This window comes from Streptomyces sp. XY431, from assembly GCF_001279805.1.
Lineage (GTDB): Bacteria > Actinomycetota > Actinomycetes > Streptomycetales > Streptomycetaceae > Kitasatospora > Kitasatospora purpeofusca.
In genome coordinates, this window is record NZ_LGDO01000508.1 from 1 (window position 1) to 12950 (window position 12950).

15 protein-coding genes and 1 pseudogene are annotated in these 12950 nt (G+C 67.8%); 8 read left to right on the forward strand and 8 right to left on the reverse strand.

What is annotated here, in order from left to right; all coding sequences use genetic code 11:
• Positions 1-277: 277 nt before the first annotated feature.
• The 7 genes and pseudogenes from ADK60_RS37250 to ADK60_RS42730 all read left to right on the forward strand — a co-directional run.
• Positions 278-883, forward strand: coding sequence for a DUF6461 domain-containing protein (locus tag ADK60_RS37250; protein WP_053651238.1), 606 nt, complete (start codon positions 278-280; stop codon positions 881-883).
• A gap of 483 nt (positions 884-1366) precedes the next feature.
• Entirely contained in the window at positions 1367-1849 is a 483-nt protein-coding gene (locus tag ADK60_RS37255) for a hypothetical protein (protein WP_053651239.1), read from the forward strand.
• Between the two features lie 95 nt (positions 1850-1944).
• On the forward strand, positions 1945-2199 hold the full coding sequence (locus ADK60_RS37260; RefSeq protein ID WP_053651240.1) for a type II toxin-antitoxin system Phd/YefM family antitoxin: 255 nt from the start codon (positions 1945-1947) through the stop codon (positions 2197-2199).
• Entirely contained in the window at positions 2196-2447 is a 252-nt protein-coding gene (locus ADK60_RS37265; RefSeq protein WP_053651241.1) for a type II toxin-antitoxin system RelE family toxin, read from the forward strand. The genes ADK60_RS37260 and ADK60_RS37265 overlap by 4 nt, the downstream gene beginning before the upstream one ends.
• A gap of 232 nt (positions 2448-2679) precedes the next feature.
• Positions 2680-3288, forward strand: coding sequence for a hypothetical protein (locus ADK60_RS37270; protein WP_053651242.1), 609 nt, complete (start codon positions 2680-2682; stop codon positions 3286-3288).
• 24 nt (positions 3289-3312) lie between these two features.
• A complete protein-coding gene (locus ADK60_RS37275; RefSeq protein ID WP_053651243.1) occupies positions 3313-3534 on the forward strand; it encodes a hypothetical protein in 222 nt (73 codons plus the stop codon).
• Positions 3535-4374: 840 nt separating this feature from the next.
• Positions 4375-4584 (forward strand): annotated as a pseudogene (locus ADK60_RS42730) (IS5/IS1182 family transposase); the annotation flags it as partial.
• Between the two features lie 14 nt (positions 4585-4598).
• On the opposite strand, the gene ADK60_RS37285 reads toward ADK60_RS42730, so the two are convergent.
• The 7 genes from ADK60_RS37285 to ADK60_RS37315 form a co-directional block, all read right to left on the reverse strand.
• Positions 4599-5021 carry a DUF7674 family protein gene (locus tag ADK60_RS37285; RefSeq protein WP_053651245.1) on the reverse strand — a complete coding sequence of 141 codons (423 nt, stop codon included), beginning with the start codon at positions 5019-5021 and terminating at the stop codon, positions 4599-4601.
• A gap of 249 nt (positions 5022-5270) precedes the next feature.
• Positions 5271-6146, reverse strand: coding sequence for a helix-turn-helix domain-containing protein (locus tag ADK60_RS37290; protein WP_053651246.1), 876 nt, complete (start codon positions 6144-6146; stop codon positions 5271-5273).
• 3 nt (positions 6147-6149) lie between these two features.
• On the reverse strand, positions 6150-6383 hold the full coding sequence (locus tag ADK60_RS37295) for a hypothetical protein (protein ID WP_053651247.1): 234 nt from the start codon (positions 6381-6383) through the stop codon (positions 6150-6152).
• Between the two features lie 537 nt (positions 6384-6920).
• Positions 6921-7337, reverse strand: coding sequence for an RNA polymerase sigma factor (locus ADK60_RS45370; protein ID WP_159400736.1), 417 nt, complete (start codon positions 7335-7337; stop codon positions 6921-6923).
• A 517-nt stretch (positions 7338-7854) separates the two neighbouring features.
• A complete protein-coding gene (locus ADK60_RS44210) occupies positions 7855-9141 on the reverse strand; it encodes a GNAT family N-acetyltransferase (protein ID WP_234371457.1) in 1287 nt (428 codons plus the stop codon).
• 107 nt (positions 9142-9248) lie between these two features.
• Positions 9249-9584 carry a hypothetical protein gene (locus ADK60_RS37310; RefSeq protein ID WP_053651250.1) on the reverse strand — a complete coding sequence of 112 codons (336 nt, stop codon included), beginning with the start codon at positions 9582-9584 and terminating at the stop codon, positions 9249-9251.
• Positions 9585-9620: 36 nt separating this feature from the next.
• Positions 9621-10364 carry a DnaB-like helicase C-terminal domain-containing protein gene (locus ADK60_RS37315; RefSeq protein WP_053651251.1) on the reverse strand — a complete coding sequence of 248 codons (744 nt, stop codon included), beginning with the start codon at positions 10362-10364 and terminating at the stop codon, positions 9621-9623.
• 108 nt (positions 10365-10472) lie between these two features.
• Here ADK60_RS37315 and ADK60_RS37320 point away from each other — a divergent pair, with 108 nt between their 5' ends.
• Positions 10473-11183, forward strand: a complete 711-nt coding sequence (locus ADK60_RS37320) for a hypothetical protein (RefSeq protein ID WP_053651252.1) — start codon at positions 10473-10475, stop codon at positions 11181-11183.
• Between the two features lie 37 nt (positions 11184-11220).
• Here ADK60_RS37320 and dnaB read toward each other — a convergent pair whose 3' ends face one another.
• Entirely contained in the window at positions 11221-12636 is a 1416-nt protein-coding gene (gene dnaB / locus ADK60_RS37325; protein ID WP_053651253.1) for a replicative DNA helicase, read from the reverse strand.
• Positions 12637-12950 lie beyond the last annotated feature (314 nt).

Here is a 12950-nt window from a genome sequence, read left to right on the forward strand (position 1 = left end):
CCGGAGAGGTTCACCCTTGCGGAATGGCTCACCGACTGGCTCGAGGGGAACCGCACGTTTCCCGACCCGCCCGATGTGCCGGACTGCCCTGATTGCTGATACGTCCCAGGACGCTCGCGGAACTCCGGGCAGAGCCAAAACGCGGGTCCTCATCATCCCCACGAGCGCGGGGGTCAGCCGCACTACCGCGAGGCGGTGCGGCTGGCTCGAATGTCCTCCCCGCGAGCGCGGGGGTTAGCTTCTCGTGTTGTCGGAGGTGGGGTGGAGGATGAACGGTATGACGAGGACAGGTGCGGACTACGCGTGGTTCGAGAACGATTTTCCGGACATCGCCGAGGCGTACTGCTTCACCCTCGTCCGCGGCCTGCCACCTACCGAGTTGCTGTCCCGGCTCGACGGCCGGCCGCAGGCTCCTCTGCACGGCATAGCCGCGGTCGTCGACGCCGCCTTCGCGCACGACGAACCGGAGCGGGGCGAGCGCCAGCTGGTCGCCACGACCACCGTCGGCGCCTGGACGCTGCTGATCGAACCCAACGGCTACCTCGGTGTCACCGAGGACCGGGCCCTCCCGGCTTCCGCCGGGGCCTGCTGGGTCTCCCACTTCCTCAACGTCAACGGCCTCGGCACGTTCCTCTGGGCGGAGGACCAGGTCCTGCGCCTCTGCTTCGACCCCATGTACCCGGACGAACGCTGGGGCACCACACCCGACGAACTCCTGGAAGCCATGCAGCAGACCGGCTTCCACTTCGAGGAGGAAGTCCCCGAAACGGACCTGTCCTCACCAGCGGCGTTCGCACTCGCGGAACACCTCACCGGGATCGCCATCACCCCGACCCTGCTCCAGGACACCCTGTTCACCTGCGCCACCATCCGGATACGGTGACATCCCCCGGCCCGGAAAGCCGCCAGGCAGCGACCCAGCCGTCCTGGGCGACCGGTCCAGGCGAAGCGTTACTCACGAAGACGTCCTCCCCGCGCCAGCGGGGGTCAGCCGCGCAACATCGAGGCCATGGTCACGCTGTACGAGTCCTCCCCACGCAGGCGGGGGTCAGCCGACCAGCGGGTGGAGGAATCCGTGGGTGACCTCGTCCTCCCTGCGCAGGCGGGGGGCAGCCGGCGAAGGCCCTCGTCGGCGGCACGGTGATGTGGTCCTCCCCGCGAGCGCGGGGGTCAGCCCAGGTACAGGCCGATGCCGATCAGCAGCGCGCCGTCCTCCCCGCGAGCGCGGGGGCAGCCGAGGTGGAGCGCCGTGCCACGGTTCTCCCCGCATCCGCAGGGGTCAGTCGGAGCTCGCAGGGCGTGCGGGTCCGGCCCACGCGTCCTGGTGGCGGGTGAGTGCTTCCCTGGCCTACGAACGGTAGGGATCATGGTCGACATGAATCACCTGCCCGAGCAGAACAGGACAGACACCAGCAGCGTTCCTCGGCCGATGTGGACCGAGGAGGTAGGCCTCCAGACCGTTGATGCGGCCGGCCTGGTCGGTCACGTCCGCATCTACCTCGCCGGTCTTTCCGCGGCTCGCATCGCGCTCCTCGATACCGGCTCATGTACGGAGTTCAGCGGGACCGACTATCTCGACTGCCTCACCCAGGCCCGACGGCAGTTGGAACGTGACGGCCGTCTGCTGTGCTGCCAAGGGGCTCGGCCCAACGTCCACCCTTCCGGACAACTACGACAGTTCACCAACGGGCGACAGGCATATGTTCGCCGCCCGGGACCATCGAGCGCGGCCACCGAGACCGTCGACATCTTCGCCCCAGCATCCCCCGAAGACATCGTGAACCTCGACGACCAACGGACAGCAGTCATCGACTCCTGGAACGCCAGGCACCCCGCAAATCAGCTCTGAACGGTGCAGGTCGCGAAGGTCCTCCTCGCTCAGGCGGGGGTTGCCCGTAGTGATTGATGGCACCGGGAAAGGCGCGTGAAGTGTACAGTTCTGTCATGAACGATACTCTGCCGATCACGGAGGCCAGGGCGAAGTTCGGGACCCTGGTCCGCAGGGCCTCCCACGGCCGTGAGCGCATCACCATCACCGATCACGGCCAGCCTGCCGCGGTCCTCATCAATCCCCAGGAACTCGCGGACCTCGAGGACGCCCTCGCCCTCGCCCAGTACCGGGCCCGCCAGGCAGCCGGCACCACGCACACCGCACCCCACGACGACGTCCGCGCACAGCTGGGCCTGGAGCGCGGGTGACCTACACGATCGTCTGGGACGAGCCCGCGATCAATGCGGCCGCCCGGTTCCTCAAGGACGACGGCGCCGGCCTGCGGCTGGTCATGGACGCCGTCGACCTCCTCGCCACCGACCCCAGGCCCACCGGATCCACCTCCTACGGCTCCCCCGACCTGCGCCGCATGCACGTCGGCCCCTACCGCGTCATGTACGAGATCACCGAACACACCGTCACCATCGTCGTCATCCACCTCGGCCGCCTCACCTGACCACCTCCCCACCGCGAGCAGGGGTCAGCCGCCCAACCCGAAGGCCCGCCAGCGTGCGGCCGAGTCCTCCCCGCACAGGCGGGGGTCAGCCGTCCATCCGCTGCAGCTGGCCCGGCTCCACCCCGTCCTCCCCGCGCAGGCGGGGGTCAGCCACGGTAGGTACTCCCGACGCTGGCCGCACCTGGGAAGGCCGCCCTGGCCAGACGCTGAGGGCTTTGATGCAATAGCCGCTGTGACGGCTCCCTGGATGTTCCACCGCCCAGAGTTTCTGCGGCTCGTTGGCCTCCTTGACCCGACCGCCCCGGGGGCCAGCGTGTTGTCGACCTGGGACGCCGGCGAGTGGGAGTTCGCCGTCGAGGACGTGGCCGAGATCCTCTCCGACCGACACACGCCGCTGCTACGGGCGGACCGGGCAGCAGTCCTGGAGCTTGCCGCAGCGTTCGGTGTGGCGGCCAAGGCCGCGTCCGCGCTTCGCTGGTGCCCTGACCTGGAAGCAGATGATGAATGGTGGCGGGAGATCGAGGGCTCGCCCCGCGCCTCGGCTGTAGAGGGAGAGCTCTCCCGGGAGATCACAACGGGACACACCCTCCACGGCATCGAGCTCACGCCTTGGCTGGAGTGCGGGGCCTGCGACGAGGTGCTCGTTCGCCTCGACGACGAGAACGCCCGAACCGGCCGGGGCCGCTACCAGGTCGCAGTCGTCCACCTGGCCTGGTCTCGGCCCCCTGAGCCCCCACCCTGGCCCTCCACCGTCGTCTTCGACCGGGTGCTCGATGCTTTGGACCGCCTGGAAATCTGCTTCCGTGGCGCCCTGGAAGCAGATGCGCCTGCCGCCGACTGACGACGCACGCATCGCCGACAGAACTTGCGGCACCGGCTTGGTCCTGGGCGGGAAGCGATCATCACTCGTCTGGGAAGGGACCACCGAACCCCGGCAGCCACAGCAGGCCACATCTACGCCGTCAACGAGGACAAGAAGGTCTACACCCGCGACGCCAACTACAACACCAGCCTCTGGACCACCTGGAAGGAGATTCCCGGCGGCGCCACCGGAGTCAAGGCCATCACCGCAGCCAGCACCGACTGAGCACCCGATCCCCTCAGCGGGCGGGCGTGATGTCCGAAGCCGGGCACCACGCCCGCCCGCAAGCACGGGGATCTGCTTCCAGGCCAACCCGGCCGGCGAGTTTCTCACCGTCGAGATCCCGGCACGTTCCTCGTCCGAGCCGAAGGCCGTCCGGTCCGGGCCACCCTCGACTCCGAGAACGGCACCCAAGTCGTCAACCTCGCGAAAAGGAGTAGACCTGACCCTCACCCGCTGACCGGTCGCCAGTGGCCATCCACCAAGATCATGAGGAAGACCCCATGCATTCCAAGACCTTCCCCCGGGCCCGGCGCGCCCGCCTGCTCACGGCGACCCTCGCGGCAGGTGCCCTCGCCACTCTCTCCGCCCCGCCCGCCGGGGCCGGCGCCGGCGACCCAGACGGTCGGCCCGTACCTGTCGGGCGATCAGGCCGCCTACGGGCCCGCGCTTGCCAGCGCGTATGGGCTTGCCGCCGCGGTGCTGGACGCCGACGGGCAGCCCGAAGCCGCCATCGACTTCCGGTCACGGGCTCTGCAGGTCGTGGCCACGCCGGTACCGTTCAGTCCTGGTGACGATGCTGCGGACAGGAGCCGGCAATGACCCCACCTGCTCGCCCGTGATGCAGGTGATTTTGTCGGGTACTTCACTCCGGTGAAAACACTCGGCCATCCACGCGTCGTAGGGCTCAAGGTCTTGGACGTAGAACTGCCCGTGATCGGCATCGATCAGGAACTTCAACGAACCGTCAGCCACCGCCGCAGGCTATCGAAGCGGACTGTCATCCCCGGCTCCGCTCACGGCTCACAGGCGGTCGAGGAACGCGAGCACCTTGTCGGTGGGCTGGAGCCGAAGGACCAGCGCGCCAACCGCCGACGTTGGGGTAGCCAAGGGGGCCGACCCGCCGGCTTCGACAAGGAGATGTACAAGCGGCGGAACGAGGTTGAACGCACGATCAACCGGCTCAAGCAGCCCCGGCCCGTGGGTACGACAAGCGCCTACGTCTTCCACGGCACTGTCACGGTCGCATCCATACGCCTGTGGCTCCGCTCCTGAAGAGCCGCCAGGACTCAGCGCATCCAGCCAGGAGTGTCGACACCCGTGAAGGCGTTCCAGGCAAGGCAATAAGCGCGGGATTGCGGGCCTACGACCGCCCAGACGGAGCTGAGGTCGAGCCCCTTGTCCCAGGCGTTCAACAGCGCCTCGAAGAAGCCGGTGGCAACGGCGTTCCCGTCCTCCTCACGGCCCTTCACCAGGATCTCCTCCAGGAGCTGGAACAGCCGCTGGGTCTGCTCCGAAGTGAACTCGGCCGCATGCTCGCCATAGGCCGTCCCCAGGGTGCCCAGCCGAACCGTCAACGGCGGAACATCGTCCTGATCCTCCGCAACGGTGTCGCCAACGACACCTTGCCAGCTCTCGACCTCGGCACGGTCAGCATCCACCAGGATGTCGCTGACACCTACCAGTTCTTCCCACCACGGCGGTATCGCCACCTGGGACCTCCCTTTGTAGTCAGGCCTCTAGCATCCCCCACAGCCCCCACCCAGACCGCCGACAGTGCCTCATCGCTTGGACCATGATCCGCCGGACAGAACCTAGTGCTGGCCCTTGTTCGTGTCCGCCTGGCCCGCCAGGCTGTGATCAGAAAGCGAACTCCATCCACCCGAAGAATGTAACCAGTGCCTTCTTGACGGCGCACCCGGCCGCGAGGGGCGTTTCCGTGCCCCGGGAAGCCGATCCGGTCATGGCCCCCCGGGCCGGGCCCTGCTCACGTTGGCCAGATCCCAGAGTGTCCTGAGCAACTTGTCCTGCTGGTGATCGACTGCCGGCTTCACGACCACCTCGGAGGCTCGCGCAGGCATTGAGCGAGTGAAGTGGTCGTAGAGGAACAGCCTGTCCGAAGGGCTCTGGTGGACGAGCCCGGACAGGAGCTCACGGACCGTCTCCCAGTGGGTCTGCGGGTTCCGGGCGGTGGTCGGGCCGAAGATCCTGCGCCACGCGCGATGCCACGGCTCCAGGTCCGGCAGCTTGCCCGGGCGGCATCCCGTGAGGAGGGCCTCGACCTGCTGCCACTGCGGGAACGTCCCGTGCGTCAGCATCCGCTGGACCGTGCTCTTGGTGATGGGCAGGCCGCTCAGCTCGGCGTTCTCGGCGATGGCCCGCACCGAGAGCCCGCCGGTCTCCCGCCGGTACGCGCGCAGACCGTGCTGGAAGTCGAGCGGGGTGCGCATGTAGTCGGGGTGGGGTGCAATGGCCGGGTACCGACGGCGTGCGGCGCGCAGTCCCTGTCCCGGGTCCGCGTACTCAGCTGCGGTCCGGGCCCGCTTCTGGTTGCGCTGGGCCGTGGTCAGCAGCCGGCGTGCGTGCTGGATCTCGGCGGGGGTCGCCCCACAGGCCCTCGCGTACCCGTCGACCGTTTCGATCCGGGGCAGCCGGTCGCCGCCCTGGTCGGAGCGGGAGAGCGTGGGCGCCGAGCAGAACCGCCGGCCGCCGAGGCGGTCGGCCATCTCCGCGTAGGTGAGTTCGCTGCCGTCGGGACGCCGCCGGAGCCGGCGCAGGAACTTCGAGAGCTCCTCCGCCGGCCCCTGGGCGACCCCGGCCTTCTTCCGGCCGGCCACCGGCTACAGGCCCGCGGTCCGGGGGCGACGGCGGGTGCGGATGTGCAGCGCGCGCATCGTCAGCCCGCCGGTGGTGACCGTCACGGCGGACTTCACCGCGGCCAGCACGAGCGGATCGGCCAGGACGGCCGGGTGGAAGAGCGCGCCGGACACGATCAGCACGATCACCACGACGGTGACGCCGACCGGGAGCGCGCGAGGACGCCGCCAGTGGCGACGCGAAACGATCATGGGCATGACTGGTTCTCCTGCGGGTTGTCGATCACTCAGCACGAGTCCGTCGGCTTGCAGGCCTCGGTGACGGACGCTCAGAAAAGGTTTTCAGTAACGGGCCCGGAAGGTCAAGTCACTTCCGTTCAATTGATTCAGATCGTCCATGTCCCGATCTTTTATTTGAGTCCAAATTCCTTGTACAACACTCGCCATCCTTGCAGGTCAGAGCATCTTTGAAACAACTCAATTAATTCAAAGGTCCGTCGGGTGTCCCATCTGCCGTTGCCCATGGACGCCCCCATGCCGGACCATGGTTCACCGACTGGCTGCCCGGGCTTGTCGATTACTCAGCACACGGGATTCGGACCGGCCGTTGCAGCGGCCAAGGTCTCGCGCCGGACCGCCGGCACAGGAGCCGAGAGGCTCCCGACAGATGATCGAGGGCGTCGGCTGCGGCCGACGCCCTCTTCGTTGTCCCCTACTTGATGACCAAGGCCCGGCCAGACGCCAACAGCATTCTCAGTGCGCGGACTGCAGACAGCCTCAGCCTCTGGACTGGAGCTAGCACCAGATTGGGAGCCAGCTCAGCGGCGGTGTCAGGACCTCCCTGTCGAAGAGGAGACGGATCTTTGCCATCCCGCGTCGAGCGCTGACGGTGATTGTGCTCTTTGCCAGTGCACGGTCCCGACCTACATCTCCGGCCCGGCGCCCCTGCAGCGTATGCTCCCGGACCGCATAGCGTTCACCCTCTGGAAGAGCGTTCAAGGCTCGGCGGACAACATCTGTCATCTCAACCATCGCCAGGTCTGCCTCCGCTCGACGATCACGGACCTCGGGGACGATGTCTGCCAAGACCTCATTCTCCTGGAACGGCCCCTGCTGGTGGAGAACCCGTCGAGCGATGGTGTACATGGCTCGCTCGGGCTTGGTCAGGTGAGGGAACGCCACAAGAACGCGCAGCATTGTCTCCTGCACCACGTCCTGCGTGTCCTGGGCAGCGCGTCCATATGATCGCCTCCTGGTCCATTCCTCAAGCGGCGTCTGCTGGATGAGGACGAAGCGGTCCTGCAGGGTTGTTGCGGACCAGCATCGGCTGCACCACAGGGCTGGATTGGCATGGGCTGAGTCGGTGAATGCGGCGTTCCGCCGAGCCAGAGCGATGCCCGTTCTCCCGCAGGAGAGGCAGTCGTCGGGGGAAATAGTCATCACGGTCCGATCGGGCTTGGGTGCCGCGGCTGCCGCACCCTTCATCTCAGACGTGCTTGAACATGGCGCGCCGGACGACACCCATCCCAATATCTTCGGTCGCTCAACCGACCAGACGGCCGGCGCAGAGCCACAGCAAGGGGCTCTGCGCCGACACACAGGTCATCTGCGGAGAGCGTTCGTCCCCATGTTCGTTGACGGCAGCCCACGACAGGCCGCACTTGAATGCCTGCTGACCGGACGGATCCAGTGCGCACGCCGAGAGAGGCTTGTACCGGCTAGACAGGTCTCAGCTGATCCAGATGCCGCTGGGGCTGACGCGGCGAGCGAGGTGCTCCCCGGCTTCGGAGACTGGAGACGACCAGGACACATCGGCGATAGTGCACCCGAAGTCGTCGGCAAGAGCCTGGAGGAGAAGTCTTCCGACACCGTGGCGGCGGTATGTGCTTGCCACCCAGATCATGTCGATGCACGGCCGCTTCGTCTCGTCCAACTCGCCGTGGCCGGAATCCTTCGCCAGTTCCCGCCAGCGGTGGCTGTCTGTGTCGTGGGCGGCCAGGTAGCCGACGACGTGGTCGTCGTCCTGCAGCAGGTAGGCCCGGAACTTTTCCGGGGTTTCCTCCGGCTCACCCATGTCGTGCGACCACGAGTTGAAGTCGTAGCCGCCCTCACGACGTGGCAGCTGCCCGACCCGGCCCGCAAGCCGCCTCCAGGCGATCGGCGACTGAGTCGTCACGACAGCCAGTGCGATGGGGAACTCGATGTTCTTCGGCACCTGGACACCGAACGCCCACTGCGCATGACGGGCGGGGTGCTCGCTGTCGAACCCGCCTCCCCGACGCAATCCGCAGGGGCACTTGTCGGCACGTTGCACCGGGACGTCGCGGAACTGAACCGGTAGAGCGCTTCGGCTGAGGTCCTGCTCCCTGCCACCCACCCAGGGCCGCCAGGCGGTGTCGTCCGGTTCGACGTGCCCGCTCCAGTGGTCCACCCAACCGGGATACCGATCGGGGAAAGCCTCGCGAAGCCGCTTCTGGGATGCCGGTAGGGTCGGGCGCACCCAAACGCTGCCGGCCTCGGCGCGACCGTTGAGGCGCAGCCCGCGGTGGCTGGCCTGTGCGCGCAGAAAGCGCAGGAAGACGGCGGGCGGCGGAGAGAAGTCGGTGCCGCGGAGGAGTTCGCGTTCGCCGGGCCCGAGCCACTTGTCGACGGGCAGTGCGAGTTGTTCGCTCAGGTCGTGGAGTGCCTGGTAGTTCTGGTCGAGTTCTGCTGTCCGCAGTGCTTCGCGGACAGCTTCCACGTGTGTGAAGGGGGTGAACAGCCTCACGCTGCGGGCGCTGGCGCCTGTGAAGAAGTCGCCGGAGTAGCCCTCGTACCAGATCCGGTTCGTTGCTCGGTCGTTGAAGCGTTCTGCGGCCTCGATGAAGTCGGTGGCCAGTTCCGGGTCGTCTCCCCGGGTGTGGAGGGTGTCGACGTAGCCGTCGCGGTCGAGTACGACGGAGGCGTACCAGCGTGAGGGTCGGACGGTGATTGTGCGGCCTCGCCAGCTCCGGTCGTCATCCAGGTACGTCTTCATCTCTGCCACGGGCTGTGGTTCTCCTGTCTGTTCGTCCCCGGACGCGGTGGTGGTGCGTCACCGGGGTGGAGTTCCGGTGCGGTCCGCGTCGTGGCGAGAGTGGCTGCTTACCTGTGCCGCCGCTGCTGACGCAGTTCCTGCCACATGTGGGCAGTCGGGCTGTCTCTTGGTATACGGCCTTCTCGCCAGGCCTGTTCGAAGGCCTCCTCGAGGGGGTCGCCGATGGGGTCGTCGACCGGGTCGTGGTTGGAGGGTTCGCTGTACTCGGTCGGGGCGTATTCCAGTCCGTACCCGTAGTCGTCCTGTCGGCGCCAGCCGTGCTCCGGTGAGGTAAGCCTCTCCGGGGGCCAGCAGTCGTCGCAGGCGATCAGGTCGAGGTCCTGGTGCCGACGTTTGGCTGTTCCGGTCGAGCCGCACTCGTCGCACCGCTGCTTGCTGTGCATGACTGTTCCTTCTCCTTCGACGCGAGGGTGATCCGTTCACCAGTCCGTCGTGAACTGGTGCGGCGCGGGGCCGGTTCGGTTCTTGGCCACGTGGACATCGACCCGCCGGTCGTCCGCCCGGTGCAGGAGGAGCAGGACGTCGGCGTCGTACTCCAGGGAGGCGGCCAGGCCGAGGCCGTCGACGGTCGGCGCCTCGGTCCTCCTGAAGGGGCGCGCGATGTGGGCCATGACGACGACCGCCAGATCGTGGCGGGTCGCGAGGAGCTTCAGCTGGCGGCCGATCTCGTCGGCCTCCTGCACGGCCGGGTCGCGCTCGTCCTCGGCGGGGTCGTCCCAGGGGTCGTAGCCGCTCGGCTCGTACATCGGCGGGTCCGGACGCAGGAGGGCGAAATGGTCGACGACCACGACGTCCGGGCGCTGGCGAAGAGCGATGCGGGTGTTGACGATCTCGCGGATCCGCTCGGGTGTCGGTGCCGTCGGCCGTTCGATGCGCAGGTTCGGGACGGCGTTGCGGACGGGCAGGTCGGGGGCGAAGAGCAGGGTGCTGTGTCCGCTGCCGGCCGTGTGCAGCGCAAGCTCGAGACCTGCTGCCGCTTCCCGGTGCCCGCGGTGGGCGCCGATGCCCACCATCCGGCCGGGGCCGAGTTGCAGGACAGGGTCGAGGTGCGGCCACGGGGAGTGGAAGCGGCGTTCGTCGAGCAGTTCGAACGGGCTCCCGGCGAATCCTCGCTGCGTCGGTAGCCCTGCCACTGCCTCGTCGATGCCCTGACGCTCGCTCACTGCACTCTCCCCGCCCCTCACCCGCCGCGTACCGGATGACGGCACGGTATCCGAATCGTCATGCGCTCCGGGTTTGGAACGGCCCAAGCCGCGTGCGACTCTGGTCCGATGAGCGAGACTCAGCGGTCCCAGAGCTACTCCGTCCCCACCGGCCGGCCGTTCCTCCTCAACGAGCTCAGGTCGAAGCTCGCGTCCATCGGCGACGCCGTCCGGGGCCTGTGGGTCGACGCCTACCCGGCCGAGTACGAGGCCGTCACCGACGACCTGTACGCCGCGTTCCGCGTCGCCAGCAACCTCGCCCCGCCCCGCAGCCGCACCGGCTGCCCCGTCCACCCCGACGGAGCCGTCGACCCCGAAGCACCGCAGGGCTGGACCCGCTGCCTGCTGTGCAACAGCGCCCGCCGCCGCGGCACCCACCCCGCCAATGTCCCCCCGCCGGCCCGCACCACCGGCCTCGGATACCCCGTCCCCGACGGCCCCTACGACCTCACCCGCCTCCGCGAACAGATGAACACCGTCAACGACCTGTCCTACTCGCTGTCGCTGCGCTCCGCCGACGCCGAGTTCGCCGAGGTCGCCGACGCCCTCCACGAGGCCTTCTGCATCGCCCGGGAGCTGTCCCGCCCGCGGAACACCTCCGGCTGCGAGATCCACCCCGGCGCGCCGACCGACCCCACCGCCGACAACGCCTGCGTGTTCTGCGCGGGCGCTGTACGCCGCCGGGCCGCCGAGCGGGCCGGAATCCCTGTCATCGTGCCCCGGCCGGCCGGGCCAGTCCGGCGCGGGCGTGGCCGACCCGGAGCCCGCCGCCCCGCCTGACTGATGCCTGCGAGGCGGGACGGTGGCGTGTCGGTCCCTACTCGGTGGGCCGAGCCGGTTCGGTCGGTTCGTCGGCCTCCCCGTGCTGCTGCTCAGGCAGGGAACGCTCGCGGACCATGTCGACGAAACGGCTGTAGTGCCCCTGAAAGGCGATGGTGATCGTGCCGGTGATCCCCCCGCGGTGCTTGGCGACGATGAGATCGGCTTCACCGGCGCGGGGGGATACCTTTTCGTAGGCGTCTTCGCGATGCAGCATGATCACCAGGTCCGCGTCGTCCTCCAGGGTGCCGGAGTCCCGCATGTCGAAGAGCTGGGGCCGCTTGTCGATCCGGTGCTCGGGCCCCCGGTTGAGCTGTGACAGCAGGACGATGGGGATCTCCAGCTCGCGGGCGAGGATCTTGAGGTGCCGCGAGATCTCGTTGATCTCCTCGTAGCGGCTCTGGAACCTGCGAAGGCCATAGTCCAGGAGCTGCACGTAGTCGACGACTGCCAGCCGGATGTCGTTGCGCTGTCGGAGGCGTCGGCACTTGGCCTGGATCTCGGTGAACGTCAGTTTCGGTGAGTCGTCGATGAACAGCGGCGCTTCGGACACGTCCGGCATGCGACGTGCCACCCGTGTCCAGTCGTCGTCCGTCATGTTGCTCGAGCGCAGGAGGTGGAGCGGCACGCGTGCCTCGGCGGCGAGCAGGCGCATCGCCACCTCGTTCCGGCCGATCTCGGGAGTGAACAGAAGCGCGGGCAGCTTGTGATGGATCGCGCAGCTGCGCGCGACATCCAGGGCAAGGGTGCTCTTGCCCATAGCAGGACGGGAAGCAATCACGACGAGCTGCCCGGGCCGCAATCCCCCGGTCATCTGGTCCAGCTCGTGGAACCCGGTAGGAATCCCGGACGGGCTGCCTACCGTGCCGATGGCCTCGATCTCGTCGAGCGCTCCCTCCATCACATCGGCGAGGTTGGCCACGGTCGCCGTCGGATCCTGATCGGTCGCGGCGAAGACCTCCGCCACCGCGGCGGCCACCACATCGTCGATCGGAGTTTCGCTCTGCGCCAGTTCGTCGATCCGTAGCCCTGCCTCGGTGAGCCGACGGCGCAGCGCGGTCTCCCGGACGCGGCCGAGCATCCGCGCGGCGTGGGCGATGCTTCTGGCGTTGTTCACCAGGCTGTGGAGGTAGTTGACGCCACCGCATCTGACCAGCTCGCCGCGTTCGGTCAGCTTGGCGGCGACGGTGAACGGGTCGACGGGCTCATGGGCGGCGTAGAGGTCGAGGACGGCGCAGTGGATGAGTTCGTGGGCGGGCCGGTAGTAGTCCGCTGGCCGGATCGCCTCGACCGCTTCGGCGATGAAGTCCTTCGAGCGCATCATCATGCCCAGAACCGCCTGCTCCGCCTCCAGGTTCCTCGGCACCTCGGCGGCAATGACCGGAAGTTCTGCTGCTTGCTCGTGGCCGCTCACATCGAATCCTCGCTGTAGGGCTTCCGCCCGGTTCGTTCTCTATGCCCCGATTTATCTGATGGATCGTCGATCGCTACGACCGCCGGGCGGGGTTCTTTCGATCGGCCGGATCTCCGGAGGCAATTGTGTGAGTTCGCAGATCCTCTTGGAGTCCGGGTATCCGGCGTCGTTTCACTCTAGTGGCGTACGGCAATCGTTTGCTCGTGGTTATCAGAGTCCGTGGCAGGACTGGCTCCAGCACTAAATTCGTTCAATTGTTCGGTCTAGTTGGATGCGAGACCGGCCACCGGTTCCGTGCTGGCAGGCTGGGGTCG